This is a genomic window from Bradyrhizobium sp. SZCCHNR1043, from assembly GCF_032489675.1.
In the GTDB taxonomy this organism is placed as follows: domain Bacteria; phylum Pseudomonadota; class Alphaproteobacteria; order Rhizobiales; family Xanthobacteraceae; genus Bradyrhizobium.
This window is the reverse complement of record NZ_JAUEYN010000010.1, coordinates 248011-274664: the sequence shown is the minus strand read 5'-3', so window position 1 is coordinate 274664 and position 26654 is coordinate 248011. Positions and strand designations below refer to the sequence as shown.

25 protein-coding genes and 1 pseudogene are annotated in these 26654 nt (G+C 65.6%); 11 read left to right on the top strand and 15 right to left on the bottom strand.

Annotated elements, in window-relative coordinates; genetic code table 11:
* Positions 1–48: 48 nt before the first annotated feature.
* Both QX039_RS19390 and QX039_RS19385 read right to left on the bottom strand, forming a co-directional pair.
* A complete protein-coding gene (locus QX039_RS19390; protein ID WP_315741149.1) occupies positions 49–246 on the bottom strand; it encodes a hypothetical protein in 198 nt (65 codons plus the stop codon).
* A gap of 29 nt (positions 247–275) precedes the next feature.
* A pseudogene (locus QX039_RS19385) lies at positions 276–533 on the bottom strand (DUF2231 domain-containing protein); the annotation flags it as partial.
* Between the two features lie 395 nt (positions 534–928).
* On the opposite strand from QX039_RS19385, the gene QX039_RS19380 reads away from it, so the two are divergent.
* From QX039_RS19380 to QX039_RS19355, 6 genes are all read left to right on the top strand, one after another.
* Positions 929–1780 carry a 3-hydroxybutyryl-CoA dehydrogenase gene (locus QX039_RS19380; RefSeq protein WP_315741150.1) on the top strand — a complete coding sequence of 284 codons (852 nt, stop codon included), beginning with the start codon at positions 929–931 and terminating at the stop codon, positions 1778–1780.
* An 894-nt stretch (positions 1781–2674) separates the two neighbouring features.
* Positions 2675–2971, top strand: coding sequence for a copper-binding protein (locus QX039_RS19375; RefSeq protein WP_315741151.1), 297 nt, complete (start codon positions 2675–2677; stop codon positions 2969–2971).
* Positions 2972–2996: 25 nt separating this feature from the next.
* Positions 2997–3830 carry a DUF2066 domain-containing protein gene (locus QX039_RS19370; RefSeq protein ID WP_315741152.1) on the top strand — a complete coding sequence of 278 codons (834 nt, stop codon included), beginning with the start codon at positions 2997–2999 and terminating at the stop codon, positions 3828–3830.
* 115 nt (positions 3831–3945) lie between these two features.
* Positions 3946–4785, top strand: a complete 840-nt coding sequence (locus tag QX039_RS19365) for an SH3 domain-containing protein (protein ID WP_409998875.1) — start codon at positions 3946–3948, stop codon at positions 4783–4785.
* A gap of 132 nt (positions 4786–4917) precedes the next feature.
* Positions 4918–5640: a DUF3750 domain-containing protein gene (locus tag QX039_RS19360; RefSeq protein WP_315741154.1), complete on the top strand. Its 723-nt coding sequence runs from the start codon at positions 4918–4920 to the stop codon at positions 5638–5640.
* Between the two features lie 116 nt (positions 5641–5756).
* Positions 5757–6191, top strand: coding sequence for a Rieske (2Fe-2S) protein (locus tag QX039_RS19355; protein ID WP_315741155.1), 435 nt, complete (start codon positions 5757–5759; stop codon positions 6189–6191).
* A 27-nt stretch (positions 6192–6218) separates the two neighbouring features.
* Here the strand turns inward: QX039_RS19355 and QX039_RS19350 are convergent, their stop codons facing one another.
* The 6 genes from QX039_RS19350 to QX039_RS19325 all read right to left on the bottom strand — a co-directional run bounded on the left by QX039_RS19350 (position 6219) and on the right by QX039_RS19325 (position 9347).
* Positions 6219–6449, bottom strand: coding sequence for a zinc ribbon domain-containing protein (locus QX039_RS19350; RefSeq protein ID WP_315741156.1), 231 nt, complete (start codon positions 6447–6449; stop codon positions 6219–6221).
* 229 nt (positions 6450–6678) lie between these two features.
* Positions 6679–6894: a hypothetical protein gene (locus QX039_RS19345; protein ID WP_315741157.1), complete on the bottom strand. Its 216-nt coding sequence runs from the start codon at positions 6892–6894 to the stop codon at positions 6679–6681.
* Between the two features lie 467 nt (positions 6895–7361).
* Positions 7362–7553 (bottom strand): hypothetical protein, encoded by a 192-nt coding sequence (locus QX039_RS19340; protein WP_315741158.1) that lies wholly within the window; start codon positions 7551–7553, stop codon positions 7362–7364.
* Between the two features lie 63 nt (positions 7554–7616).
* Positions 7617–7967, bottom strand: a complete 351-nt coding sequence (locus QX039_RS19335; RefSeq protein WP_315741159.1) for a zinc ribbon domain-containing protein YjdM — start codon at positions 7965–7967, stop codon at positions 7617–7619.
* Positions 7968–8099: 132 nt separating this feature from the next.
* Complete coding sequence (locus tag QX039_RS19330) at positions 8100–8384, bottom strand: DUF2312 domain-containing protein (protein ID WP_315712263.1); 285 nt, start codon at positions 8382–8384, stop codon at positions 8100–8102.
* Positions 8385–8531: 147 nt separating this feature from the next.
* Entirely contained in the window at positions 8532–9347 is an 816-nt protein-coding gene (locus QX039_RS19325) for a transglycosylase SLT domain-containing protein (RefSeq protein WP_409998874.1), read from the bottom strand.
* Positions 9348–9475: 128 nt separating this feature from the next.
* Here QX039_RS19325 and QX039_RS19320 point away from each other — a divergent pair, with 128 nt between their 5' ends.
* Entirely contained in the window at positions 9476–11545 is a 2070-nt protein-coding gene (locus QX039_RS19320) for a methyl-accepting chemotaxis protein (protein WP_315741160.1), read from the top strand.
* A gap of 903 nt (positions 11546–12448) precedes the next feature.
* Positions 12449–12682: a DUF2171 domain-containing protein gene (locus QX039_RS19315; protein WP_315737740.1), complete on the top strand. Its 234-nt coding sequence runs from the start codon at positions 12449–12451 to the stop codon at positions 12680–12682.
* A gap of 197 nt (positions 12683–12879) precedes the next feature.
* Here the strand turns inward: QX039_RS19315 and QX039_RS19310 are convergent, their stop codons facing one another.
* A complete protein-coding gene (locus QX039_RS19310) occupies positions 12880–13191 on the bottom strand; it encodes a helix-turn-helix domain-containing protein (RefSeq protein WP_315737741.1) in 312 nt (103 codons plus the stop codon).
* Positions 13192–13281: 90 nt separating this feature from the next.
* Between QX039_RS19310 and QX039_RS19305 the strand changes: the two genes are divergently transcribed.
* Together QX039_RS19305 and QX039_RS19300 are read left to right on the top strand one after the other, a co-directional pair.
* Positions 13282–14034, top strand: coding sequence for a glucose 1-dehydrogenase (locus QX039_RS19305; RefSeq protein ID WP_315737742.1), 753 nt, complete (start codon positions 13282–13284; stop codon positions 14032–14034).
* Between the two features lie 413 nt (positions 14035–14447).
* The gene (locus tag QX039_RS19300) at positions 14448–15989 is read left to right on the top strand and encodes a hypothetical protein (RefSeq protein WP_315737743.1); all 1542 of its coding nucleotides are present in this window, start codon (positions 14448–14450) and stop codon (positions 15987–15989) included.
* Between the two features lie 820 nt (positions 15990–16809).
* Here the strand turns inward: QX039_RS19300 and QX039_RS19295 are convergent.
* From QX039_RS19295 to QX039_RS19275, 5 genes are all read right to left on the bottom strand, one after another.
* Positions 16810–17067, bottom strand: a complete 258-nt coding sequence (locus tag QX039_RS19295) for a hypothetical protein (RefSeq protein WP_315737744.1) — start codon at positions 17065–17067, stop codon at positions 16810–16812.
* Positions 17068–17183: 116 nt separating this feature from the next.
* A complete protein-coding gene (locus tag QX039_RS19290; RefSeq protein WP_315737745.1) occupies positions 17184–17600 on the bottom strand; it encodes a hypothetical protein in 417 nt (138 codons plus the stop codon).
* Between the two features lie 229 nt (positions 17601–17829).
* Positions 17830–18438 carry a restriction endonuclease gene (locus tag QX039_RS19285; protein WP_315737746.1) on the bottom strand — a complete coding sequence of 203 codons (609 nt, stop codon included), beginning with the start codon at positions 18436–18438 and terminating at the stop codon, positions 17830–17832.
* Positions 18439–18486: 48 nt separating this feature from the next.
* The gene (locus tag QX039_RS19280; protein ID WP_315737747.1) at positions 18487–18729 is read right to left on the bottom strand and encodes a DUF2188 domain-containing protein; all 243 of its coding nucleotides are present in this window, start codon (positions 18727–18729) and stop codon (positions 18487–18489) included.
* Positions 18730–18792: 63 nt separating this feature from the next.
* Positions 18793–22566: a vitamin B12-dependent ribonucleotide reductase gene (locus QX039_RS19275; RefSeq protein WP_315772237.1), complete on the bottom strand. Its 3774-nt coding sequence runs from the start codon at positions 22564–22566 to the stop codon at positions 18793–18795.
* Positions 22567–23397: 831 nt separating this feature from the next.
* Here QX039_RS19275 and QX039_RS19270 point away from each other — a divergent pair.
* Positions 23398–24291 carry a DMT family transporter gene (locus QX039_RS19270; RefSeq protein WP_315737749.1) on the top strand — a complete coding sequence of 298 codons (894 nt, stop codon included), beginning with the start codon at positions 23398–23400 and terminating at the stop codon, positions 24289–24291.
* Here QX039_RS19270 and QX039_RS19265 read toward each other — a convergent pair.
* The gene (locus tag QX039_RS19265; RefSeq protein ID WP_315737750.1) at positions 24254–26539 is read right to left on the bottom strand and encodes a CHASE3 domain-containing protein; all 2286 of its coding nucleotides are present in this window, start codon (positions 26537–26539) and stop codon (positions 24254–24256) included. The two genes, QX039_RS19270 and QX039_RS19265, sit on opposite strands and share 38 nt — an antisense overlap.
* Positions 26540–26654: the final 115 nt, after the last annotated feature.

Sequence of the window (26654 nt, the reverse complement as noted above, 5' to 3'; positions counted from 1 at the left end):
CTATCCCTGGAGGTCATTTTGGAACCAACAACAAGGATGCCGTGCTGATTAGTTATTTGATCGATCTGGGTCGTTCCCCGGAACGCTGAGATGCACCTCATGACCCTGCTTGATGGCAAGCGTCGCGGCTGATGCCGCCGATTCGAACGCTGCTTCCTTGGTGGCATAGTCGCCGTGCGCGTTGCCGTCGTGCAGCACGCTCCAATGATCGTTCACTGCAACGATGGCGTATTGAGCCAGTCCCATGTCGTCCTCCGTTTCTCCGCGCCCAATTCGAGGAAGTCGATGAGGCCGGCGATGCCGGCCAGCCTGCCCATGATCAGTCCGGCCAGCAGCAGCCAGGCTGAGATATCCGCCCACATGATTTCGGCGGTCCGCCAATAGGCGATGTCGGTGACGAGCGCTCCGATGAAGCAGACGATAGGGAATGGCACCAGCATCGGGTGGATCGGATGCCGTGCGATCTGCGCCGTCGGCTGCGGGGAAGGTCGGTGGTTTCGGCGGTCGCCACGGGGGTCTCCTCGATTGGGCACGGCCAGTTGCTGCGTGGAGAACCGTCGGCCTGACCGGGCGTTCCGATGACGGCGACGGATTTGGCGTGGCGCTCCCGCGTGACACGCGACGGCGGGGCGACCGCCCGGTCACCCGTGCCTGCGTATCGGTCAGTGGCTCCTGTTCAGCGGTCCGCTGCCGCGCCCGGCGCGGCTCATCTCGCCGAGCACGAGACCAACCAGAGCAAGCTGCATCCGTTCCTGCGCATGCGGACGAACCTCGGGCAACGCGTCCGCTTCCAGACGCCGGCGAGCCGTGGGGCAACCGGCCCGGTCTGGCTCGTCGTGGTTGGGTCTACCCGGCCGGGCGATAGCCTGTTAAGCAACGGCGCAGGACGGGGCGGTCCCCGCGGATACGAGACTGAGAGGAAGCGGCAATGATTCAGACGGTCGGCATCATCGGAGCAGGCACCATGGGCAACGGCATCGCGCAGGTTTGCGCCGCCGCGGGCGTTCCGGTCGTCATGGTCGACATCTCGGAGCAGGCGGTGGCGCGCGGGCTCGCGACCGTAGGCTCCAGCCTCGACCGCCTGGTCAAGAAGGAGAAGATGACGGCCGCCGACAAGGACAGGGCGTTGTCGCTCATCACCGGCACTGCCGACAAGGCGAAGCTGGCGAGCTGTGACCTGGTCATCGAGGCCGCGACGGAGAACGAGGAGCTGAAGCTCAAGATCCTTAAGGACCTCTGTGCCGGCCTGAAGCCCGAGGCGCTGATCGCGACCAACACCTCTTCCATCTCGATCACCAAGCTCGCCACCGCCACCGATCGGCCCGACCGCTTCATCGGCATGCACTTCTTCAATCCGGTGCCGATGATGGCGCTGCTCGAACTGATCCGCGGCCTGCAGACCTCGGATGCGACCCATGCGGCCGCCGCCGAATTCGCCAAGCGGATCGGCAAGGTTGCGATCACCGCGAAGAACAGCCCGGGCTTTGCCGTGAACCGTATCCTGTGCCCGATGATCAACGAGGCGATCTTCGCATATTCGGAAGGCATCGCGACCGCCGCCGACATCGACGAGGGCATGAAGCTCGGCTGCAATCACCCCATCGGTCCGCTGGCGCTGGCCGATCTGATCGGTCTCGACACGATGCTTTCGGTGATGGAGGTGTTCTACAACGGCTTCAACGATCCGAAGTATCGTCCGGCGCCGTTGCTGAAGGAAATGGTGGCTGCAGGCCAGCTTGGCCGCAAGACCGGCAAGGGCTTCTACGACTACAGCAAGTAGCTGCGGCAGATTGCGTCGGCGGCGGGTGACGCCTGCGCCCGCCGCGCATCAGCCGATGATGGATTTCGTTTCGGGGACATTGGGAATGCGGCGATGCCGCGAGCCGATATCTCGGCTGGCATTGGTCACCTGATCGCACGCGATCGGCTGATCACACGTTCCAATGTTCGCGTTGCGCAGTATCAGCCCGAGTGTTGGGTCTCGAGCCGCCGCTCCCGAATGATAGCTACCAAGCTCGCGCTGAAGTGATCCAGATGGACGGCACAGCGCCGGGCGGGCAAGGGGCCATGCCTCGCTGATGCAGCCCACTAAGCCGCGACCCGGCGTGCCGTTCGTGATTTGCCGCTATGCGATGGTCCGAAGCGAGTCCCGTCGCACTCAGCGGATCTGGTACGGAGGTGGAGTCATAGAACCTCCCTGCAATCAGATGGGTTGTTGTCGTTCGAACATCACCGGCACCATGATGAGCGGCCACCGGAAATGCACGACGAGGTGATCGTCCTCCCGGCTGTCTGCGCTGTCAAGGTGCATCCTGACGCATTGATGAATTCGGCGTTACAGGGCGTCGATACTGCGAGTGCAGGAAAACTTTGATCACGCGCTGGTCTGATGACAAATCCGCGCAAATCACTACATGAGGGGGGCCGAGCCGTGTCGGTCGAAGAAGGTTCGCGATTGCGCCCGGTCGAGCGCGCGTCGTCCGCAGGGCGGAGACGATCAGGATCTTGTATGTAGGCGTAGTGCTTGGGGGCAACAAAAAAGCTGCACGGCGCAGCGACATTGATTGCGGTGCGTCAAACGGCCCAAGGTCGTCAGCGACGAAGCTGAAGGTTCCGGGAACCAAAGATTTCGTGGTGTTTTGTTTGGCGCGAAAAGCAAGGCAGGAGAACAGCGATGAGAGCAGTTGGCATTACTCTGGCGACGGTCGCCCTGTTTGCGGGGACTCTGCCCGCTCTCGCGGCGGAGCAGGGCACGGCGGGCATGGTCACGGGGATCAACCGTCTCAACGGCACGATCGCGATCAAGCGCGTTCCCAACGGGACCGTCGGCGCCAACACGGCGGGAGCGGACCAGGAGTTCAAGATCAAGGACAGCGCCATGATCGAGAACATCCACGCCGGCGATCGGGTGACGTTCTCGACGTCCGACGCCGCCACACCGACGATCATCAAGCTCGATCGGCAGAAATAGCCGACATAGCCGGATCGAGGGCGCGATGCAGCAGTACAGTGTTCTCCGCGGGCTGGGCGCTTGGCGTCTCGGGCTCTGGGTGATGATGACGGTCGGGGCCTGCACCGTTGCGAATGCGGCCTCGACCGACCTGTACCAGGCGCAGACGGTCGTGACCGGTCAGGGCGAGGACAATCGCCGGGCAGCCTTTGCAGCATGTCTAGAAGACGTGCTGATCAAGGTATCCGGTGCATTTCAGCTCAGGAATGACGCTAGGCTCGCGCCACTCGAGGCGCGAGCGGCGGAGTTCGTCACCGGCTTCGACTATCACGATCAGATGTCGGGCAAGCCGAAGCACGACGAGCAGGGCACGCGCGACCGGCCGTATGACCTGACTGTGTCATTCGATCGCGCGCGGATCGATCAGTTGCTGGCGAGCTTGAACGTCAAGCCGTGGCCGGGGCCGCGCCCGTCGATTGCCGTGATCGTGGCGATGACGGCAGGCGGCCGCACGTTCCTCGTTGCATCCGACGACCGGACGTCCGATCTGCAGCGCGACGCACTGCGCGCGGCTGCCGTCAAGCGTGGACTCGAGATCGCTCTGCCAAGCGCCGCCGAGATCTCGAAGGCCGCTATTGAGAAGACCAAGCTGAACGGTGTCCAGCCCGTGGCCGTCGCGTCATGGTTTCCCGGAGCTGAGGTCATGCTCTTCGGTGATCTCACCTGGGACGACGCCGAACTGGGCTGGGTCACGCGATGGCGCCTCGATCGCGCGGGCAAGCAATATCGGTGGCAATTCCGTGGCGTGACGTTCGACGAAGCATTTCGCCGCGCTCTCGGTGGAGCCGCGCAGCTTCTCTCCGACAACGGAGCGCCGTGAGGTTGCCGCGATAGTCTGCAACCATCCCTGTCGAGTGCATGCCGGAGCCGCGCATGCGGGCGCGAGAGTCTCGCGCCCGAGCTCGCTCCGGCAAACAGACAGGAGGGTGTCCGTGGTGAAACTCAGAACGTGTCTCGTTGCTGCGCTGTTGATTGCCACGCCCGCCTCGCTGGCGGTGGCTGCGCCGGGCCTGGTGCGCACCGCGGCCGCCATGCGCGCAGGACCTGGCCCGGGTTTTCCCATCGTCGAGCGCATTCCGGCCGGGGCCCGGATCACCATCCATGGCTGCATTCAAGGCGGCGCGTGGTGCGATGTCAGCTTCGGAGGCGAACGCGGCTGGGTCGCGGCGCGGACACTCGCCTATCTGTACCGTGAGCAGTACGTCTACCTGCCCGAATATGTCGAGTACGTGCCGACTGTCGGCTTCACGCTGACCACCTATTGGAGCAGCTTCTATTTCGGACGGCCCTGGTATCATCGGCACGCGTTCTGGAACCGCTACTGGCATCGCCATCCGCCGGTCATGGCGCAAAATCCGCCTCAGCCTGGCATGACCCCGGGAATGCCGGGTCGTGGTCCCGGCGGAACGATCCAGCCTGGCGCCGGAGCGGGCGCGGTCGCCGGCACAGGCCAACAATCCGGACCGCCTCTGGGCATGCAAGGTCGTGTGCCACCTGCGACTGCCGCCGGCCCCGCCACACCTCCAGTCGTGGCTGGTGCTCCCGCTCGAGCTGGAACACCACCCATGGTGCAGCCTCTGATGAGCCGGAGCGGCGGTGCGCCGCAGAGCGCCCGCGCGCAGATGGGCGGCATGCGCATGGTCGGGACTTCGCCGCAAATCGGCTTGGCGCATATCGGGGGCGGCCCCGCCATGGGTGCTGCGCGTGTCGTCGTCAGCGGCCCTCGCGGCGGCGGCGGGCGTTCCGGTCCGGGCGGTGGTTTCCGCCGGCACTGAGTCTTCAGCGTTGGCGTGGTGTCCGGATTGTGAGGGTGGCGTGCCGGCCGGCGCTGGCGACGGCGGGCGCGATGACTACATGGATGTCATTCCTCAGTGCCTCCATTGTTCTCGCCTATCGTGATAAGGCCTGTGCTCACCTTCCTGCTGCTCATCATCATGCCCATCACGCTGTCGACCGCGAACTATCTGCGCGGCGATCGCCGCGGCAGCTGGCAGGCCGCGGACCGTTCGAGCGCGGGCCTGCTGCCATCGCCGGCGCAGCATGCCGACGCGGTGGTGCGCGTGTTCGCTGCGCGCACGGTGCGTTGGCGTGGCATCTTCGCGGTCCACACCTGGATCGTCGTCAAGGAGAAGGGCGGCCCGCGCTACACCCGCTACGACTACACCGCCTGGGGTGAGCCGATCCGTGTCGATGGCTTCGCGCCCGATGGTCGCTGGTTCGGTGCATCGCCGGAGACAGTGCTGGCCGTCGACGGCGAAGAAGCCGAGCGGGTGATCCCGAGGATCCGCAGCGTGATCGAGAACTACCGCTTCCGCGCCCATGGCGACTACAACGCCTGGCCGGGGCCCAATTCGAACACCTTCGTGCAGGCGGCGTTGAACGCGGTTCCTGAGCTGAACGCCGTGCTGCCGCCGACCGCAATCGGCAAGGACTTCCCCTTTGACGGCTGGTGGGGGCGCACGGCCTCCGGGACCGGTCTGTTCGTATCGCTCGGCGGCTATCTCGGCCTCACCGTCGGGTGGATCGAGGGCGTCGAGCTGAACATCTTCGGGGGAGTTCTCGGCGTCGATCTGCGACGGCGGGCGCTGAAATTTCCCGGCATCGGCCGCCTCGGCATGCCACCGGCCTGAGGCCCGCGATCTGCCTGTCGGGCACTCCTGGCTGGCATGCTGCTTGCTGCGAGCCTCTTCAGCGCGCCTGCGATGTCGCGGATGCGCCAAACGCCGGGCGAGGCGAAAAGAGGCGGATGATGAGCACGCTGTTTGCGATCTGCGCGACCTATGAGGTGGACGATGGCGCGGCGCGGGGCTTCGTTCTCCAGCGCCGCGAGCCCGATGGCAGCGCCAAGCCCTGGCCGATCCTGGTCACGCGCAAGGGCAACAATTTCTACGGCTTCGAGAATACCTGCCCACATCAGGGCGCTCGCCTCGACAAGCATCCTGGCGAGTTCATGGACGAGGAAGGCAATTTCCTCGTCTGTGGCGAGCATGGCGCGCAGTTCGACCTCGATACCGGGCAATGCTTCATCGGGCCCTGCCAGGGCCGGACGCTGTCTCCGGTCGAGCTCGTGATCGATGACGGTGACATCTGCCTCTCCGGGATCGATCTGGATGAGGAGGACGGCCTCGACATCGACGATCCCGAGGATGACGTGCCCGAGGTGCAGATCACATCGGACTGAGGCTGAGGGCCGGCCGCCGCTGCCGGGTTAGCGTTTCTTCCGTTCGGCGCGGCTGTAGTTGCTGAAATGCCCCTCGCGCGCTGCCTGGCTGCGCGCGGCCTTGATCAGGCCGGGGCTGCGCGCTGGCGGCGCCGGCAGCGAGGGCAGGCGGGTCAGCTTGCGACTGCCACAGGTCGGACAGACCGGCCTTTCAGAAATCCCGATCAGCAACTCGAAATCCTCTGCGCAAGTTGCGCAATGGAAGCTGTAGAACGGCATGACGTCATCCCCCATTGTCGCGAGGGGCATTGCACGAAGCGGGCCAGCGCCATTACGCGTCGAATTCGCCGATTCGGGGCTCGTTGGCACGCGAACGGCCGCATTCTCTTTGCTGCGCGTGTCCCGAATGCGACGCGGCTGGGGTCGAACATTCGACAGCAGCGCAGAGGTCCTGCGCCCGGCCGGCCGGTCCCGGATACCCGGGCGCCAGCCGGACGGGCAAAGCGGATCAGGCGTTGGTCTTCGGCACGTACTTGCCGGCGACACACTTGTAACTCTGCAGACGCCACTCGTGATAGGGACCCTTGGACATCCAGTCTGCGATTCCGATCTGCGCGCTGACGGCGCAGGATGTCATCGTGATGCCGGACATCTCGCTGTTGGTGACGACCTTCTCCATGCAGAGCTGGCCGTTGCATAGCATTGCGACGAGAGTGACGAGCACGTTGATTCTGCCTCCATAGAGTGGGACCCGGTCAGGATCGAGAAAGCAGAGTTCATGCCAAGTTATGAATCTGGGCCGTGCTCCTACGGAACGGATTGCTACGGGTGTCACTTCACGGCTACAGAAGCGTGATGGATTCACTGCTTGGATCACGCAGCATTCGGCAACGGACCCGCGCGGGCTGGCCGATGAATTCGGGATTTGCTTGTATGCGGTGCCTTCGGCCTGATGGTCGAGGCTGACCCGGGTCTGCCGTGCCAAACAACAGGCACCGCCTGCGCAGTCCTGCGGCGCTCGCGGCTATTGGACGGCCGGGTCCCTTGGTGAACGCCGGGGCCGAACACGTAGACTTGCGCGACCAATATCCGATGCCCAGGACACGAGAATCAGTCGGAAGCCCGTCTCATTTGGCGGGCTGATATCTACGCCTTGATGCAGATGCCGGGGCCCTTCGGTCGTCCGTGGCGTCAGGCCTCGTTCAATCCGGCACCTCGATCGGTCAGGATCTTCTGCCCCTTCGCCGTCAGCTCGTAGATGTCGCCGTCCTTGGCGACATAGCCTTCGCGGATCAGTCCATCGAGCTCGTCGTGCCGGTCGGGCGAGAAGGCGATCGCCTGGCCGATATCCGAAAGCGTCGCGATCTGGTCGTCCGTCAGCATGGCCATCCTCCCGTTGTTGATCCGAACGCCATAGCGTCGCGAATGTTCCGGGAGCACTCGGAACTACGCCTTGCGCACGAACTCCGACTTCAGGTTCATCTGGCCGATGCCGTCGATCTTGCAGGCGATGTTGTGGCCGTCGCTCGCTTCTTGCAGGCGGATGTTGCGCACCTTGGTGCCGCCCTTCACCACCGAGGACGATCCCTTCACTTTCAGGTCCTTGATGACGATGACGCTGTCACCGTCGGCCAGAACGTTGCCGTTGGCGTCGCGGATGCTGGCATCGTCGCTGGACGCTGCCGCGACCGCGGCGTCGCCGCTCCATTCATGGCCGCATTCCGGACAGACCCATAGCGCTCCGTCCTGATAGGCGTGCTCGGAGCGGCATTGCGGGCAGGTCATTGCGTCGGTCATCTCATCCTCGGGCGCGGGCAGGAGTGTAGCGCAGCGTTAGAGGCTCGGACGGAACCGGGCAAGAAAAATCCCGGGGGAGGGCAGCGCGCGGCACAGATCGGCAGCGCGCCGCCATCGTCGGTCGGCAGCGTGTCACGCCGCCTTGCGCTCGGGGGTTTTGCTGGCCGGCCCGGTCTCGGCCGCTTCCATCGCCCGGAGGTAGGTATCGAGCAGCGTCTCGTGCTCGTCCCGCTCGTCCTGGTCCTGCTTCCTGAGCTTGATGATCTCCTTCAGGATCTTGACGTCGAAGCCTTCGCCCTTGGCCTCGGCGAACACTTCCTTCTTCTGCTCGTTCAGTTCCGCCAATTCGCCATCGAGGTGCTCGATCCGCTCGATGAAGGACCGGATGCGCGCGCCGGGAATGCCGATCTCTGACATGGTGACTCCTGTACTAATGGGAGGGAGAAAATGCGCGGCAGTTCGTTGCCAATGTCTTAACGCGCGCGCCTTGCACACACCCGCAAATCCGACGTGCTTAACGCGGAACCGGGTGGGCTGCCGATGTTGCCGAGCGGGCGCCATGCGCTAACTTCGCTCCGCTGCCGAGAGCTTCTGAAACTGCTTCTTCATCGCATTGACGCGGCCGAGATAGCCGGCGACCGAATGGTCGCCGCAGCGCTCGCCATCCGCCGGCTTGAAGCCGCGGCGCACGAATCCGGCCGCCGGACCGGCGCCGCACAGATGAATGACGGCCGCGAGATCCTGCCGCTGCTGCGCGCTCGGCTTGCCGGAGGGCTGCCGTGCGAGCGCGGCGGCGACTTGGCGGTCGAGCGAGATCACCGTGAGCGCCACCGCGTGCGCCGGCCAGGCGCGAACGTACAGGCTCGGCGAGCCGCAGCCGTCGCTGACCACCTCGTGATCCCGAATGCAGAACCGTGCGGCGTCGGCAAAGGCGCCGTCGGTCATCTGGAACAGGCCGACGGCGCTGGAAGCTGGCTGATAGAGCGCGAACGGATTCCACGCGAACCGCCAGCGCCAGTAGGTGCGCGCCACCGGATTGCCCGAGCTCTCGGTCTGCGCCAGGGCGGCGAGCAGCTCCGGCGTGATCGATCGCGTCGCGCTCTCACGGAACAGCGCGCCATATTGACGCCAGGTCTCCTCCGGCTCCTTGTCGAGCGAATGACCCGTCACCACGAACAGCTCGGTCGGCTTGCGCACGACATGATAGGCCAGATTGACCAGCGCGAAGGTCACGAGCAGCACCAAGGCGCCGCAGGTGATCTTGATCCACCGCGGCGCCGCGCCCACCGTCCGGCCCAGCCACTGCGCACCACGCCCTGCGATTCGCTTCGCATCGCGCCGCAGCGCGCGCCAACGGCTGCCGCGTTGCGGCTTGCGCATTTTTTGTTGTCGTGGAGCGGGGGAATTCGGCAACTGATTACCTCGGTCGCCGGTGTGCCGGTCCATGGTTAAGGAAGAATTTGTGCAATGGCGTCATCCTGCCACTTTCCGGTGTGGGGCGGTACGTGATGAGGAAATCGGTCAGTACTCTGCTGATGGTGCTGCTGTCGGTGCTGGCCGCGGGCATCCTGGTGTCCACGGCGATCCTGATGAGCGGTGCCGCGAGCCGCTATCGCGAGAGCGTCGCGACCGAGCAACTGACCGCGGCCGACAAGGCGATCTTCCAGAACGTCCTCGTCATGCGTGCCCACCGCGGCGACATCCAGAGCGTGCTGCTGAGCGAGGACGATCCGCGCGCCAAGCTCACCGAATATCAGGGCATCGAGGCCAAGGGCTATGACGGCATCGTCACAGCGCTCGCCGGCGTCGACATGCCTGAGCGCGACGACCTCATGGCGAGGCTGAAGTCGAGCTGGGCCGCCACGGTTCCGCAGTTCAAGCTGCTGTTCGACGAGGCCGCGAAGCCGCGCGCCGAACGCGTGCTGGCGCGCACGCAGGCCTGGTACCAGGCAATGACCAAGACGCTGGACGTCGCCAACGCCGCCTCGCTCGCCGTCTCGAATCGCGCCTGGATGACCGATCCGGCGATCGCCAAGATGGTGCAGGCGCGGCGGCTGGCCTGGCAGGTCCGCGACCGCTACGGCCTGCAATGCTCGGCGCTGCGTCCCAACATCAACGCCTCCAAGCCGCTCGACGACGCCCAGAAGGGCGCGATCGCGCAGTGGCGCGGCACCGTCGCGGCCGGCTGGTCCGGGCTCGACGACCTCCTGGCGGGGGGCGGCAGCACCGCGCTCGCCGGTGCCGTGAAGACCTCGCGCGCCGAGGTCGAGGCCGCGCATCAGCGCATGGACCAGCTCGCCAAGGGGTTTGACGGCAGCGGCAAGCCGGCGATGCCGGCGCCGGAATGGAACGCGTTCTGCCAGGGCCCGTTCGCCGGCATCATCGCGATCGGCATGACCGCGCTCGACGGCTCGATCGCCCGCGCCGAGGAGATCAAGACCGCAGCGCTGAGCAGCCTGATCGCACAGTCGCTCGCCTTCATCGCCGCGCTCGTGGTGGCCGGCCTGGCGCTGCGCGCGGTGCGCGTCCGCCTGATGCGCCCGGTCGGCGTCCTGATGCAGGCGATCCAGCGCATCGGCCAGCGCGACTACCAGACGCCGGTGCCGCAGTTCGCTCATGCCGACGAGTTCGGAGCCATGGCAGCCGCCCTCGAGGGCCTGCGCGAGAGCGCCGCCACCGCCGAGCAGCTGTCGCGCGAGCGCGAGCTCGACCAGGGCCGCCGGCTGGAGCGCTCGCAGGCGATCGACAGCGCCTGCAAGAGCTTTGACGACACCGTGCAGGCGGTCATCGTCAGCATGGGCAACTCGACCGGCCAGCTCGATTCCAGCGCCGGCGACGTCCGCAAGCTGGTCGATGAGTCCACCGAGCAGACGGCCGCGGTCGCCAGCGCCGCGGAGACCGCGACCACCAATCTCGAGACCATCGCCGCCGCCACCGAGGAGCTGACCGCCTCGGTCTCCGAGATCGCCGCGCAGGTGCAGGCCTCCGCGGCCGATGCGCGCCAGGCGGTGGAGAAGGCGGCGCAGACCAACGCCACGGTCGAGATGCTCGACCGCGCCGCCAACCGCATCGGCGAGGTGGTCAAGATGATCACCGCGATCGCCGCGCAGACCAACCTGCTGGCGCTCAACGCGACCATCGAGGCCGCGCGCGCCGGCGAAGCCGGCCGCGGCTTCGCTGTCGTCGCCGGCGAGGTCAAGAATCTCGCGGCGCAGACGGCGACCGCGACCGACGACATCACCCGGCAGATCGCCGAGATCCAGGCCGCCACCGGCGAGTCGGTCGAGGCGATCCACGCCATCAGCCACAACATCTCCAGCATCGACGAGAAGATGACGGCGATCGCCGCGGCGGTCGAAGAGCAGCGCGCCGCCACCACCGAGATCTCGCGCAACTTCCAGCACGCCGCGCAGGGCACGCGCGCCGTGACCGACACGATCGGCTCGGTCGCAGCCCTCAACCGCCAGACCGGCAATGCGGGCGCGGCAATGGTCGACTCCGTCCGCCGCATGTCGACGGATGCCGATCGTTTCCGCGTGGCGGTCGAGGGCTTCCTCGGGACCGTGCGCAAGGCTTGAAGCCGGTGCCTGCATCGTGGCGGCGACGCCGCCTTGCGTCGTCGTCAGGACATGCGCTGAAACGTTGTCAAACAGCCCCGTGAGCGGATGAGTTCGGCGCACGATATGCGCTGACGATCCCGCGACGCAGATTGCGCCCGAGTCTTGCTCTTGGTTTGCCCTCCGAAGCAGAGAGGGCGCGGGGAATGCCGGGCGCTGGCCGCACCCATGGTCCGCCTGCGAAAGAAATGCAGGCGGCAGGAACCACAGGTTCAGCCGAGACATCCCAGCATTCCCCGCGCGATGGTTTTCACGCTTATGTCGCGATCTCCTCGGTGTCCGGCTTTTTAGCCACCGTCGCGCGGCGCGATCATCGTCACCACCGCACTTGGCGCCAGCATCGGGGCGCCAGGACCACGCGTCTTCACGTCCGCAAGCGGGCCGTTCGTCGGCGGGCATCAAGCCCGCTGCGGCACACTCACAGCCACCGCATCTCCGGCCCACGTCTCGTGACGATCGCGATGCGCCCCTCTCGGCGGGCCGGGATGGGCGTAGACAACCATGATTTTTGAAAAAGCGAAAGTGATTTATTTTTCACCGAAGGACTGGACAGGCCAAATCAGCTTGAGAACAAACACGAATTGGCTGGTGACGCGCACGGGCCTCTCCCGGCGTCATTGCGCTCGCGATGACGGCAGATGAGGCGGTCGGGTGGGCAAAGGCGCCCGGCTGGACATTGTCTGACGGCATGTTTCGCGCGCCGCGCCCACCGTCCGCATCCGCCGGCACCGATGGTGGGCACGCGCCGCCTCGCGGCGTCGCTTTGCCCACCCTACGACAGCGTCTGCGTGGAGGTCCGTTCCGGAACACTTCCCCGAGCCACAGGTTGAAAATGCTTCCACATCGGACACGGAGCCCTTCATCATGCAGGACATCAGGGAACACATGGAGATCATCGGCGCCGACGGCGTGCATGTCGGCACCGTCGACCACGTCGAAGGCAATCGCATCAAGCTGACGAAGAAGGACAGCGGCGAGGGCAGCCACAAGGGGCATCATCACTTCATCGACAAGGGCCTCGTCGCCGACGTCGAAGGCGACAAGGTGCGGCTGTCGGCCATCGGCGCCGTCGCGGTGACGATGGAGGAGGAGAAGTAGGACGCGTCCACTTCTGTCTGCGTCGCTGCGTTCGCAGTGACGATGAGTGACAACCGTAGGGTGGGCAAAGCGGCGCCGTCGGGCGGCGCGTGCCCACCATCAGGGCGGGCGGGTGCGGCCGGTGGGCACGACGCGGAATACAGCATGTCCCATATCAACGTGAGGGGCGCGCCTTTGCCCACCCTACGTTTCTACGCCTACTCCGCGTAGCCGACGATCGTCTTCAACAATTTCGGGAACCTTGCGTTGAGGTCGGCCTCGCGCACGACGTTGCGGTGCTCGACGCCCTTTTTCGTGGTCTGGATCAGGCCGGCCTCGCGCAGGATCCGGAAATGGTTCGAGAGCGTCGATTTGGCCATGTCGGGGCAGGGCGCCGCCGCCGAGCAGGACATGCAGTCGTTCTGCTGCATCAGGCTCTTGACGATGCGCAGCCGCATCGGGTCGGCGAGCGCCGAGAGCACGCCGGCCAACGTGATGTCCTCCCGCGACGGATGAAACAATGGCGCCATGAAAAAACATATAGCGACGGCCTTGCGCCTGTTCAATAGTTCACTAGTTCTGAACTATTGAACAGAGCGCCGCGGCGCAAGGAGAGCAGGATGAGCAGGAGATTCGAAGGCAAGGTGGCGCTGGTGACCGGCGCATCCAAGGGGATCGGCGCGGAGATCGCCGCCAGACTTGCCGCGGAAGGCGCCGCGGTCGCCGTCAACTACAGCTCCAGCCGCGAGGGCGCCGACCGCGTCGTGGCCGCGATCACCGGCAAGGGCGGCAAGGCGGTGGCCGTGCACGGCAATCTCGCCAATCCCGGTGACGTCAAGACCGTCGTCGCCGAGACCGTCAAGGCGCTGGGCCCGATCGACATCCTCGTCAACAATGCCGGCGTCTACGCGTTCGCGCCGCTCGACGGCATCACGCCGGAGCACTTCCACAGCCAGTTCGACGTCAACGTGCTCGGCCTGCTCCTGGTGTCGCAGGAGGCCGCGCGGCATTTCAATCCGGCCGGCGGCAGCATCGTCAACATCTCCTCCGGCGTGTCGACCCTGACGCCGCCGAACACCGCCGTCTACACCGCGACCAAGGCCGCCGTCGATGCCATCTCGTCGGTGCTGTCGAAGGAGCTCGCGCCGCGCAAGATCCGCGTCAACACCATCAATCCCGGCATGATCGTGACCGAGGGCGTCGTCGCTGCCGGCCTGCACGAGGGCGACATGCGCAACTGGATCGAGACGACCACGCCGCTCGCGCGCGTCGGCAAGGCCGAGGAGATCGCCGCCGCGGTGGCCTTCTTCGCCTCGGATGACGCGTCCTACGTCACCGGCGAGACGCTGCACGTCACCGGCGGTCTGCGCTGAGCGTCACGTCGCTCCGCTCGTAACAACGGCCGGCGAACCGTAGGGTGGGCAAAGCGCCGCCGCAAGGCGGCGCGTGCCCACCATCGGTGCCGGCGGGTGTGGGCGGTGGGCACGGCGCGTGAGAGATCGGGCCCACCAACGTCGTGCGGGGCGCGCCTTTGCCCACCCTACGCGCCGGAGACCGGCTCTGGCGAATGGGCCGTCATGCCTCCGCCAGTGCGGTCCAAGACGAATAACGGAAACAACTATAGATTGATTATCTATTTGAGATCGGATCAAATCTGGCCTGCCGAATCCGTGATGCGCGCATCGCGGACAAGATCAGCGTTTCAACCTCCGGCCGGCCGGACGATGGCGTTTTGCCATCTATTCACCTCCCCGCCTGCTGCATTTCGAATGACCAAGGAGTTTCCATGCGCATTGGCATTGCACTTTCGACCCTCTCCGTCGTCGTGGGATCGGCGGTTCTCGGCTGGGGGCTGACCGCGCCGCGCACCGCGCACGCGTTCCTGGAGGACATCTGCGTCCCGCGCGTAAAGGGCGGTCTGAGGAATTGTCTCGCGCCGGCCAGCGCGTGCCGCAATCCGGCGGAAGCGCTCAACCGCGGCTGCCTGCTGGAGGCGGTGCAGTTCGCCGTCATCCCGCCCGGCCGCAGCATGGTTCATGCCGACTCCACCTATTTCATCGCCCAGGCGCTCGGCTATCGCGCCGACGTGGCCTATTGGATCGCTGCCTACAACGAGAATTCCGACTACGCGCAATATGCGCCGATCGATCAGTGCGGCGGGCAGGCGACATCGACCAATTCTGGCGCCGGCTACATCACCGCCAAGTTCAACGGCTTCCAGCGCACCAACAACACCACCGATGGGCCGCTCTATCATTATCTCCTGAACTTCTCGCCGAACGGGCAGGGCACCGACGTGCACGGCGCCAGCGGCGTGCAGGCGGTGTATCCGTTCCACTATCCGCCGCCCGGCTATCCCGTGACCATCGACAGCGTCTATCAGGGCACGCTGTACGATCTCCGGCAATGGGCCATGAAGGGCGACGAGGCCCCGGGTCTGCTGTGCACCGCCGGATTCACGACGCCGAACGGGTCATCGAACTTCAGCGGCCCGCAATGTCTGGCGAACGTGTCGATCAGCGGCAACGTGCCGCTGTTGGAGAACTACGCGATCGGACCGGCCATCAACATCACCTCGGGACCGAAGGTGCTCGACAACAGCAACGGCGTCGTCGACTACACCCAGCTCAAGTCCTGGCTGGACGATAAGAGCCGGACCACCGGCGTGCTGTTCGACGACCCCAGGAAGCCGCCGGTGCCGGTGCAGATCGCCCGGATCGGGCTCTATCTGCACTCCTTGCAGGATGCCTCGTCGCACGGCACCTTCTGCGGCGACGACGCGCCGTCGCCGCCGGGCGGCTCGGACGTCGGCAGCTACATGACCATGAGCTCCGCCGGCGTGAAGCTCGCGTTCGGCACCTATTGCGCCACCGGCCCGCATCTGGCGAGCCACGTCCAGGAGACCGGCACGGGTGACGCCAGCCTGCCGCTGCGCGACTATGTGGCGCTGAACAATACGCTCGACGAGCTGATCCTGTTCGGCAACAACGTCGCCAAGCCGCGCGGCTGGATCGTCAACCCCAGCCTGCTGCCGCCGAACGTCGTCGGGGCCAAGAGCGCCGCCGGCGACAGCGCCGCCGATTTGAAGTCGCGCCTCGTCGGCCGCATCGTGCAGGGCCAGCAATGGTCGCGTGCGGAGGTCTACAACTCTGGCGTGATCACCCTGCCGCTGCAGCGCACCGACGCGCAGGATCGGCTCAACACCATGAATGCCGCGCTCGGCGCCTATTCTAAACGGCTGCTGGCGAGCAACGCCAAGCTGACCCCGCTGCGGCCGATGCCGGGGAATTCGTTCGTGGCGGGCGATACGTCGGTGTGCTTCCGCTAAGTAGCCCGGATGAGCGAAGCGATATCCGGGGTCTCATGCGCAGGTCGTGCGGTCCCGGATGTCGCTTCGCTCATCCGGGCTACGCGCGCTGATCATCGCGGTGCGTGGAAGAAAACGCGCGGCGCCCATGAATGCGCCCTCTCCCCTTGTGGGAGAGGGCATGTCAGGAATGTCGGCAAGCTCGGTCGGGTGAGGGGTCTGCCTCCACGCGCATCGTTTGCGGAGAGATACCCCTCACCCAATCGAGTCCGTGGGCGGGGCGGAGATGCCCTCTCCCACAAGGGGAGAGGGCGCTGTATCGCTCAGCGCGACGAGTCGATGGGATGCGCAAAGCGCCGCCGTCGGCGTGCCAACAATGTCACCCGTCCGGGCCGCGGTAGGTACGACTCCGCAGCGTCGCCGGGCGGTCGAGCACGATCCGCTCATCCGCGCGCGTGGCGTGGTCGGCCGATCAGCACCATCCCTTCTTCCAATGGCCCGGCGGACAGTGATGGCCGCGCCATCCGACCTTTCGGCCGCGACTCCAGCCGAAGGCCCGGTGACCGCCTCCGCGGCCCCAGCCATGACCATGACCATGGCCATGACCGCCTCTCACCTCGATGAGATCAGAAGCGCCGCGATCGACCTGAAGGGGAGCGCGGGGCGCCGCGCTGGCAGGCATGACCAGCGCGGTTGAAATCGATGTTGCCAAGATGAAGATCGCTTTGCGCATGTGACTCCTCGGATGTCATGGAAGATGAACTGAGAGGCTTACGGCTTTTCTGTGTCTTCACGCGAGAGGCGGGCCGGGAAGCGGGATCGTATCCCGTTCGCGCGCCCATTACTTCCTATGCGTGCTGGAGCCGGTGGTCGTCATGCGCTGGCCGGGAGCGCTCTCGGAATGCCCCGGGCCGGCGGCGGTGTTGCTCTGGTGACCGGGCGCGTACTCCGAAGCGCCGGGCGCCGTCGACGTCTTGCTACGCTGCATCTGTTGACCGGGCGCCTTCTTCGACGCGCCGTGCGAACTTGCGCCGGTCTCTGCGGCGAACACCGGCGAAGCGGCGAACAGAGCCGCCGTCAAAACCATTGCCATCTTCATGAACGAACCTCCTTCGTTGTTGGGTTCGTAGCAAACTTCCGTTTGACGGCGATCGTTCCGGTCCTCCGTGAAATCCCGGGATCGTACAGGGGCGCGGTATGATGTTCGGGCAGGGTTCAAGTGCCTCGGTCTCGCCAAACACGAACATGGTGCAGGCCGAGCGCCTCCTGCGGCCGCAAGCGCAGCCAGGGCTGCTTACGCCAGGTGATACGGCGATGGTCGTTCATCCGGTCGCGGCAGACGGCCATGGGGTGGATCTCGGAGCCCGCGCCGAAGATCGCATAGTCGATCCACGGCGTGGCGCCCGCAAAGCGCACGCCCGCGAGCACGACCGCCTCGTTCTCCAAGAGATGCACGCCGAACCGTGCCGTCCCGGCCCGCGCCAGCCTCAGCTCCTCGGGGTAGGTGCGGTGATAATATTCATGGTTGCCCATCACCATGATGACGATCGGCACGCCCTCCGGCACGATCTCGCGCAGCCCCGCAAAGCCGTTCACCGCCCCCTCGCAGACATCGCCGGCGACGACGACCACATCGACCCCGGGCAGCGCCTCGATCGCTTGATGTCGGCCATGTCGGCGTGGAGATCGGAGAAGATGTGGAGGTGCATGTGGTGAGCGAGGTGGAGCTCAGCGCTCGCGGCGTAGGGCGCGTTAGCGAAGCGTAACGCGCCGCTCCGGTCAAGCGGCGGCTTACGCTCCGCTAATCCGCCCTACGCTTGCTAATCCAGTCGAATGGCGATTTACGCTCCGCTAGTCCGACCTAGGCTGACGACGGGCTATCCAGATCGGTAAGCCATTTTTGAAGCTTCCTGAAGTTCACCAGCTCCAAGCGTGTTGGCAGGAAAGGAGCAATGAATGGATCTCTCTCAATATTTGGCGGGAAGTCGGACGTCGTGGTGATCAATCCCTTAGACACATCGCGTTCGCCCGACATAACCCCTATCAATGCACGAACGTCATCGTAGGAAACCAAGCGGTCTTGTCGGTAAGCCTTCACAGAACCAATAATCTTAATGCATCCGATGCCCGATTTCACAGCGATAACATCGCGCCCGTGGTCGCCGGTCCGAGGTGTTAGAACTACTTCGTAGCCGGACTTGTGAAATGCCCCGGCAACGATTTCTTCCCAAGTCTGCGGACTCAGCTGATAAGCGACATTCCAATCGTTTGAGAGTCTTCGAGCGATCTCGTCCCAAATTGACGATGCTGATTTAAGTAGAATGCCTTCACCGACTCTCTTTTCCGGGATTATCAGCCCACTGACAACCAGCTTGACGGTAGTGCTGCCTTGAATAAGGCGCTGATGTGTGTCCAGGGAAAGGCCGCCGCCTATCGGATAACTTCCTATGGCTCCTTGGCCGATCACCATCTCGACGCCCACACTTGGATTGGATTGATCTAGATGTTCTAATCGGACCTAATGCTTCCGATCTCGTGGTGGATTTGGATCGTTTCCATAGCTGTCGCTATCCTGGATGCGGCCATTTCGCCCGTGCTCGACGAGTTCTGTTCTACGATCTCGGGCTAGATCCCGGCCTCGTTCCATAGCATCTGACTTTCGATCGAAATGCCCGCTTGACCTTTCGGAGCCTTCGCGCCGTACGTCCCAGCCGCCGTGTTCGCTGTTGGGCACAACATGGTAGTCACGCTTCTTTGACATCCATTTCTCCCACGAGCTTAAGGGCAGCGTCGTCGCGACGACGACGCTGCCCTTGCTTGTTGATTAACTACACCCAGTCGTGCTTCCGCACGTATCGCACTTCATACAGGTCCCATTCCGCACCAGCGTGAAGTTGCCGCACTCCGAGCACATCTCGCCTTCGTAGCCCTTGGCCTTGGCCTCGGCGCGGCGTTCGGCCTTGGAGGCGATTTGGGTGTTCGCCGTGCCGGCCTTGCTCCATTGCAGCGCCTCGAGCTTCTCGGTCGGCGAGAGGTCGTGCTGCGGCTCCTGCTTCAGGGCGGTGGCGCCTTCGACGGAATCGCCGGCGCGGGCATGGGAGAGGGCGGTGACAGTCACCCCACCCCGATCGGAAGCTGCGCTTCCGATCGACCCTCCCCCTGCAGGGGAGGGTGAGGAAGAGCCGCCGCGCATCACGACGAGATTGTCGGTGCGGGAGCGGGTCAGGCCGCGCGACACGTACCTCGCGGCCTGCTGGCTCCCGTCCTCCGACGGCTTGCCTTCGTCGACGCCGCGGCCGAGCGCGTCAAAGTTGCTCTCGGAGGGGTCGACATGGGCGAGGTCGAAGCGCGACATGTAGCTGACGGCGAGCTCGCGGAACACGTAGTCGAGGATCGACGTCGCGTATTTGATCGAGTCGTTGCCCTGCACGGGACCTGCCGGCTCGAAGCGGGTGAAGGTGAAGGCGTCGACATACTCCTCCAGCGGCACGCCGTACTGCAGACCCAGCGACACCGCGATGGCGAAGTTGTTGATGAAGGAGCGCAGAGCCGCGCCCTCCTTGTGCATGTCGATGAAGATCTCGCCGAGACGGCCGTCGTCATACTCGCCGGTGCGCAAGTACACCTTGTGCCCGCCGACGACCGCCTTCTGGGTGTAGCCCTTGCGGCGATCCGGCATCTTCTCGCGCTCGCGCATCACGACGATGCGCTCGACCAGCTTCTCGACGATCTTCTCCGAAACCTGCGTGGCACGCGCGGCCATCGGCTTCTCGTAGAAGGACTCGACCGCATCGTCCTCGTCCTCGTCGTCGGCGATGAGCTGCGAGTTGAGCGGCTGCGACAGCTTCGAGCCGTCGCGGTAGAGCGCGTTGGCCTTCAGCGCAAGCTTCCACGACAGCAGATACGCCGCCTTGCAGTCCTCGACCGTGGCGTCGTTCGGCATGTTGATGGTCTTGGAGATCGCACCCGAGATGAACGGCTGCGCCGCCGCCATCATGCGGATGTGGCTCTCGACCGAGAGATAGCGCTTGCCGATCTTGCCGCAGGGGTTGGCGCAATCGAACACCGCGTAATGCTCCGCCTTCAGATGCGGGGCGCCCTCGACCGTCATCGCGCCGCAGATGTGCACGTTGGCGGCCTCGATCTCGCGCTTGGTGAAGCCGATGGCCGTCAGCAGGTCGAAGGTGGGGGCGGCGATCGCATCAGTGGTGACGCCGAGCTGCTTGACGATGAAGTCCTCGCCCAGGGTCCACTTGTTGAACACGAACTTGATGTCGAACGCGGTCGGCAGCGCCTTCTCGACCTTGGCGATGGCCTCGTCCGTAAAGCCCTTGGCCTTCAGGGTGGTGGCGTTGACGCCGGGGGCGTTCGACAGCGAGCCGTGGCCGACCGCATAGGCCTCGATCTCGGCGATCTCGCTCTCGCGATAGCCGAGCACGCGCAACGCCGCCGGCACGGCGCGGTTGATGATCTTGAAGTAGCCGCCGCCGGCCAGCTTCTTGAACTTCACCAGCGCGAAGTCAGGCTCGATGCCGGTGGTGTCGCAATCCATCACCAGGCCGATGGTGCCGGTGGGGGCGACCACGGTGACCTGGGCGTTGCGATAGCCGTTGGTCTCGCCGAGCGTGAGCGCGTCGTCCCAGGCCTGGATGGCGTGGCTGACCAGCGAGACCTGCGGGCAGTGGGCGTGATCGAGCGGCACGGGCGCGACCGAGAGCGCCTCATAGCCGGTCGCCTCGCCGCGCGCGGCGCGGCGATGGTTCTTGATGACGCGCAGCATGTGCGCGGCGTTCTTCTTGTAGCCGGGGAAGGGGCCGAGCTCGCCGGCCATCTCGGCCGAGGTCTTATACGCAATGCCGGTCATGATCGCCGACAGCGCGCCGCACAGCGCGCGGCCTTCCTTGCTGTCGTAGGGCAGGCCCATGGTCATCAACAGGCCGCCGATATTGGCGTAGCCGAGGCCGAGCGTGCGGAACTCGTAGGACAGCTCGGCGATCGCCTTCGATGGGAACTGCGCCATCAGCACGGAGACCTCGAGCACGACCGTCCAGAGCCGGCAGAGATGCTCATAGGCGCCGACGTCGAAGTGCTTCGTTTCCGTGTTGTAGAAGGTCAGCAGGTTGGCCGAGGCCAGGTTGCACGCCGTGTCGTCCAGGAACATGTATTCCGAGCACGGATTGGACGCGCGGATGTCGCCGGACGCCTTGCAGGTGTGCCAGTCGTTCATCGTGGTGTTGAAGTGCAGGCCCGGATCGGCGCTGGCCCAGGCGGCGTGGCCGATCTTCTCCCAGAGGTCGCGCGCCTTCAGCGTCTTGACGACCTTCTTGTTGGTGCGGCCGATCAGGTTCCAGTCGCCGTCGGTCTCGACCGCGCGCAGGAAGTCGTCCTTCAGCGACACCGAGTTGTTGGAGTTCTGGCCGGACACCGTGAGATAGGCTTCCGAGTCCCAGTCCGTATCGTAGATCGGGAAGTCGATGTCCTTGTAGCCCTGCTTGGCGAACTGGATGACCCGCTTGATGTAGTTGTCGGGCACCAGCGCGCGGCGCGCGAGCTTGATCTCGCGGCGCAGGGCAGGGTTCTTCTCGGGATCGAAGCAGTCGTCGCCGGAGCCCTCGCAATTGACGCAGGCCTTCATCACGGCCTTGAGGTGCTTCTGGTTGATCTTGGAGCCGGTGACCAGCGCGGCGACCTTCTGCTCCTCCTTCACCTTCCAGTCGATATAGGCCTCGATGTCCGGATGGTCGGCGTCGACCACCACCATCTTGGCGGCGCGGCGGGTGGTGCCGCCCGACTTGATCGCGCCGGCGGCGCGGTCGCCGATCTTGAGGAAGCTCATCAGGCCGGACGAGCGGCCGCCGCCCGACAGCCGCTCGCCTTCGCCGCGCAGCCGCGAGAAGTTGGAGCCGGTGCCGGAGCCGTATTTGAACAGGCGCGCCTCGCGCACCCACAGGTCCATGATGCCGCCGTCATTGACGAGGTCGTCCTCGACGCCCTGGATGAAGCAGGCGTGCGGCTGCGGATGCTCGTAGGACGACTTCGACTTGGTCAGCTTGCCGGTCTTGTAGTCGACGTAATAGTGGCCCTGGCCGGGGCCGTCGATGCCGTAGGCCCAGTGCAGGCCGGTGTTGAACCATTGCGGCGAGTTCGGCGCGACCATCTGCTTGGCGAGCATGAAGCGCAGCTCGTCGTAGAACGCCACCGCGTCCTCCTCCGAGGAGAAGTAGTTGCCCTTCCAGCCCCAATAGGTCCAGCAGCCGGCGAGGCGATCGAACACCTGCTTGGCCGAGCGCTCGCTGCCGTAGCGCTCGTTCTCAGGGAGAGCGGCCAGCGCCTCGGTGTCCGGCACCGAGCGCCACAGCCACGACGGCACGCTCTCTTCCTCGACCTTCTTCAGGCGCGCGGCGACGCCCGCCTTGCGGAAATACTTCTGCGCCAGCACGTCGGAGGCGACCTGCGACCAGAACTCGGGCACCTCGACATTCTCGAGCCGGAACACCACGGAGCCATCCGGATTCTTGATCTCGGACGTGGTCAGGCGGAAGTCGATCCCTGCATAGGGCGACTGTCCTTCGGTGGTGTTGCGCCGTTCAATCCGCATCGCGAGCCCCAATAGTTCTTGCCGGACCGCGCTTGGCGGCCGGGATCATTGCATCCAAGGGCGACGGCTGGAAGTCCCCGGACGCTGCCGGAAACTTCGTCTGCCGCCGCAGTTCAACCGGTTGCCCGGTCCGCATCTGTTCAGCCTCGAAGGCGAAGGCCTTGCGCCGTTGACCGGCGTCTCGCCCCGTCTTTCCTCGCCGGCCCGTGCAGCCCGTCCGCTGCCCGCGCCGCCGTCTCAACGCATCACGCTCTCAACGCATCACGCCCGCCATCCGGCTCCGTCATCACCGCAGGGGAGCCCCCACATCTAGTGGGGTTCCCTTAAGGGGACACCGGCTGCCACCGTCCCAGCCTGGGACAGACGAGGCCCCGCACGCCGGGCCGACTGGCCAAAGAGCGTGATTGTCCTCGAACCCTGCTGGGAAGCGGCCGGCCAGACCCGAAACTGACTGTGCGCCGAACCGGGCCGGAAGCTAGGACGACTCCGCTTCCCCCGTCAAGGACTAGTGGGGGTTCCCTAACCAAACACTAAATATGGGGGAAAGTACGGGAAAACCAGGGCGCGTGCCGGTACCGTGATGGCCGTAACTATCGGCGAGTCCTCGCGGATTCGAAACCGAAAAAATTTGCCCGGAGCGCTGTCCACAGGGCTTCGTCCCGCTGTTCACAGGGGCAGATTTATTCGCGTGCGGACGACGTGTTTTGCTTGCATCGGCGGGACTCACGGGCGCCTACGGAGCGTTCGCGGGGCAGGCATGCCCCACAATCCCTGGTGTGGCCGGAAAAACGCCGGCAAGCTCATCGTCCCACGGACGGCGCCGGTGATTCCATGACAGACAAGCCAGTGGCCAGCGGGCGGATCACGCCCGCCGGGCTGATGTTCCTCGCCATCACCTCGCTTGGCTGGGGCTTCAACTGGCCGGTCACCAAGCACCTGGTCGGCGTGCTGCCGCCCCTGACCCTGCGCGGCACCACCGGGGTGGTCGGCGCGCTGCTGTTGGCGCTGCTGGCCGTCATCCGCAGCCAGAGCCTTGACGTGCCGCGCGAGGTCTGGCCGCGGCTCATCCTGGCCGGGATGCTCAACGTCACCGCCTGGATGGTGCTGATGGGGCTGGCGCTGCTGTGGCTGCCGGCCAGCGAGGCGGCGCTGATCGCCTACACCATGCCGGTGTGGGCCTCGCTGCTGGCGTGGCCGATCCTGGGCGAGCGGCCGACGCTCTTGCGCGTGCTCGCGCTGGTGCTGGCCTTCGCGGGGCTGGCCTCGATCATGGGCAGCAACGGGCTCACCGCCAGCCGCGACAAGCTGCCGGGCATCCTGATGGTGCTCGGCGGCGCGTTCGGCTTCGCGCTCGGCACGGTCATGGCCAAGAAGCTCCCGATCAGGCTGCCGCCGCTGTCGGCGGCGGCCTGGCAGATCGGCATCGGCTGCGTGCCGATCGTGATCGTCGGATTCGCGGTCGAGCACTCCGACTGGACGAAGCTCGACCAGCTCGACTGGGCGCTGATGTTCTATTCCACCGTGATCCAGTTCTGCGTCGCCTATGTCGCGTGGTTCGCGGCGCTGTCGCGGCTGCCGGCTTCCGTCGCGGCGATCGGCACCATGGCGGTGCCGGTGATCGGAGTCTTGGCCTCCGCGATCGCGCTGCGCGAGCCGCTCGGGGCAGGGCAGGTGGCCGCGTTGGCCTTCACGCTGGCTGCGGTGGCGATGGCGACCCGCGGCTAGCGTCAGCCGGCCTGCCGTCCAGCGCGTGCCGCACCATCTGCGCGAGCTCGGCGCGGCGATAGGGCTTGGTCAGCAACAGCGCGTCCGGCACGAACTGCCGATGCTCGGTGATCGCATCGTCGGTATAGCCGGAGGTGTAGAGCACCCGGAGCGCGGGGCGCGTCGTCATCATGGTTTCGGCCAGCTGCCGGCCGCTGATGCCGCCGGGCATGATGACGTCGGTGAACAGCAGGTCGAAGGGCTGGCTCTGCGCGGCGATGGCCAGCGCCTCCGTGGCCTGCGAGGCGACGAGGGTGGTGTAGCCGAGGCCCTGCAACTGGGCGAGCACGAAGTCGCGCACCAGCGGATCGTCCTCGACCACCAGGATCGTCTCGCGGCCATGCGGCAGCGCCCGCTCGTGCTCCGGCTCGATCTGCTGCACCGCCTGAGCCGCCGGCAGATAGAGCCGGATCGTCGTGCCGCGGTTCTGCTCGCTCTGAAGCTTGAGGTGGCCGCCGGACTGCCTGACGAAGCCATAGACCATGCTGAGGCCGAGACCGGAGCCCTTGCCGGCATCCTTGGTGGTGAAGAACGGCTCGAAGGCGCGATCCTTCACCTCCCGTGGCATGCCGCTGCCGGTGTCGCTGACCGCGACCATGACGTAGGAGCCGGGCACGATGCCGGGATTGGCGGCTGCGTCGGCCTCGTCGAGCGCGATCTTCATCGTCTCCAGGCGCAGCCTGCCGCCGTCGGGCATCGCATCGCGCGCGTTGATCGCCATGTTGACCAGCGCGTTCGCGAGCTGCGCGGAATCGACATGAGCGATGAGATCCTCGTCGGCGAGAACGGTCCTGATCTCGACCTGCTCGCCGAGGGTCGGCCGCAGCAGCTTGGCGATGTCCTCCACCGTGGCGTTGACGTCGATGTCGCGCGGACGTAGCGGCTGCTTGCGGGCGAAGGCGAGCAGATGCCGGATGAGCTCGGTGCAGCGATCGGTGGCCCTGCCGATCAGGGCCGCGAACTCGGCCGCCGCCGGCCGGTCCTGCACCGCGTCGATCAGGACCTCGATCGACCCGGTGATGATCGTCAGCATGTTGTTGAAGTCGTGCGCGACGCCGCCGGTGAGCTTGCCGATGGCATCGAGCTTCTGCGCCTGCTGCAGCAGGCGCTCGGTCTCATGCACGTCGGTGACGTCGTGATACACCAGCGCCGCGCCGCTGATCGCACCTGCGGAATTGCGCAGCGGCCGCCCGCTGACCATCAGGCGAAACTGCGGCCGGCCGTCGGTCGGCTTGACCACGACCTCGCGGCGGTCGAACGACAGCCCGCGCAAGGCGCACGCGATCGGGAGCTCCTCGTCGACGATGCGGGTGACGGCGTCGCTCTCGTAGAACTGGTTTGCGGCCAGCATCTCGACGAAGGTCTCGCCCACATTCGTTCCCAAGAAACGTCCCACCGCCTGGTTCGACAGCATGATCGTGCCTTCGGGATCGACGACGAGGACGCCCTCGGCCATGCTGTTGAAGGTGTTCGTGAGAATGGCGGAGAAGCGGCGCAGCTCGTCATAGGCGGCGGCGAGATCGCCGCGCTGCTGCACGGCCTGGGCTTCCAGCGAGGTCGCGGTCTCCTGCGACCGGGTGAGGGACGAGCGCAGCGCCCGGTCGGAAAGATGAGCGCGCCGGACGAGATAGGCCGACATCAGGAGCAGCAGCCCGACGCCGGCGAGGTCGATCGCCAGCAGCCAGGATCCGGTCCGTCGCGAGATCGTGGCACGGTCCGCCAGCAGCCGGCGCTCGTCGTCGGTGAAGGCGTCGAGCGCCTGGTTGATCGTCGTCATCGCCGCCGGACCGGCTGCGCTCGCCGCCGCCGCCTGCAGGCCGTCGCGATCGTTCGCCGCGTGACGACGGATCAACTCACCGGCAAGCTGGATGTGCCGCTGCACGATGCCGTCAATCGATCGCAGCCGCTCGCGCTGCGAGGAATTATCCCGGACGAGCCCCTGCAGGTCCGCCCAGGCTGCAGGGATAAATCCGCTCGTCTCCCGAAGCTCGGTGATGAACCGGTCGGCTCCGGACAATGCGAAGCCGCGCGAGGCCGCTTCTGCCTGCCGCAGCAGGACGCGGAGCTCGGAGGATTTCTCCAGCACCTCCATCGTGTGCTCGACCAGGGCGGTGTCGTTGCGCGCCTTGATGTCCAGCCCCGTCGACGCGGCGCCGATCGCGAGCAGAGTTCCAAGGCCGAGCCTGATGACCACGCGCCGGCGGATCATCGGTGGCTTCCAATGGCGCGGGATGCGCTCGGTCGATCAAGCAGCATCGTGACTATGACTTGCCCTATCGTGTATGGCGAATAGTTCGGTCAGCCAATGTCGTGAGTTGTAAGCA

Excerpts from the sequence above, each read along its gene's own strand:
- QX039_RS19390 (WP_315741149.1), bottom strand. The coding sequence starts at position 246 with ATGGGACTGGCTCAATACGCCATCGTTGCAGTGAACGATCATTGGAGC.
- QX039_RS19380 (WP_315741150.1), top strand. The coding sequence starts at position 929 with ATGATTCAGACGGTCGGCATCATCGGAGCAGGCACCATGGGCAACGGC.
- QX039_RS19375 (WP_315741151.1), top strand. The coding sequence starts at position 2,675 with ATGAGAGCAGTTGGCATTACTCTGGCGACGGTCGCCCTGTTTGCGGGG.
- QX039_RS19370 (WP_315741152.1), top strand. The coding sequence starts at position 2,997 with ATGCAGCAGTACAGTGTTCTCCGCGGGCTGGGCGCTTGGCGTCTCGGG.
- QX039_RS19355 (WP_315741155.1), top strand. The coding sequence starts at position 5,757 with ATGATGAGCACGCTGTTTGCGATCTGCGCGACCTATGAGGTGGACGAT.
- QX039_RS19350 (WP_315741156.1), bottom strand. The coding sequence starts at position 6,449 with ATGCCGTTCTACAGCTTCCATTGCGCAACTTGCGCAGAGGATTTCGAG.
- QX039_RS19340 (WP_315741158.1), bottom strand. The coding sequence starts at position 7,553 with ATGCTGACGGACGACCAGATCGCGACGCTTTCGGATATCGGCCAGGCG.
- QX039_RS19335 (WP_315741159.1), bottom strand. The coding sequence starts at position 7,967 with ATGACCGACGCAATGACCTGCCCGCAATGCCGCTCCGAGCACGCCTAT.
- QX039_RS19330 (WP_315712263.1), bottom strand. The coding sequence starts at position 8,384 with ATGTCAGAGATCGGCATTCCCGGCGCGCGCATCCGGTCCTTCATCGAG.
- QX039_RS19325 (WP_409998874.1), bottom strand. The coding sequence starts at position 9,347 with ATGCGCAAGCCGCAACGCGGCAGCCGTTGGCGCGCGCTGCGGCGCGAT.
- QX039_RS19320 (WP_315741160.1), top strand. The coding sequence starts at position 9,476 with ATGAGGAAATCGGTCAGTACTCTGCTGATGGTGCTGCTGTCGGTGCTG.
- QX039_RS19315 (WP_315737740.1), top strand. The coding sequence starts at position 12,449 with ATGCAGGACATCAGGGAACACATGGAGATCATCGGCGCCGACGGCGTG.
- QX039_RS19310 (WP_315737741.1), bottom strand. The coding sequence starts at position 13,191 with ATGGCGCCATTGTTTCATCCGTCGCGGGAGGACATCACGTTGGCCGGC.
- QX039_RS19305 (WP_315737742.1), top strand. The coding sequence starts at position 13,282 with ATGAGCAGGAGATTCGAAGGCAAGGTGGCGCTGGTGACCGGCGCATCC.
- QX039_RS19300 (WP_315737743.1), top strand. The coding sequence starts at position 14,448 with ATGCGCATTGGCATTGCACTTTCGACCCTCTCCGTCGTCGTGGGATCG.
- QX039_RS19295 (WP_315737744.1), bottom strand. The coding sequence starts at position 17,067 with ATGAAGATGGCAATGGTTTTGACGGCGGCTCTGTTCGCCGCTTCGCCG.
- QX039_RS19285 (WP_315737746.1), bottom strand. The coding sequence starts at position 18,438 with ATGGTGATCGGCCAAGGAGCCATAGGAAGTTATCCGATAGGCGGCGGC.
- QX039_RS19280 (WP_315737747.1), bottom strand. The coding sequence starts at position 18,729 with ATGTCAAAGAAGCGTGACTACCATGTTGTGCCCAACAGCGAACACGGC.
- QX039_RS19275 (WP_315772237.1), bottom strand. The coding sequence starts at position 22,566 with ATGCGGATTGAACGGCGCAACACCACCGAAGGACAGTCGCCCTATGCA.
- QX039_RS19270 (WP_315737749.1), top strand. The coding sequence starts at position 23,398 with ATGACAGACAAGCCAGTGGCCAGCGGGCGGATCACGCCCGCCGGGCTG.
- QX039_RS19265 (WP_315737750.1), bottom strand. The coding sequence starts at position 26,539 with ATGATCCGCCGGCGCGTGGTCATCAGGCTCGGCCTTGGAACTCTGCTC.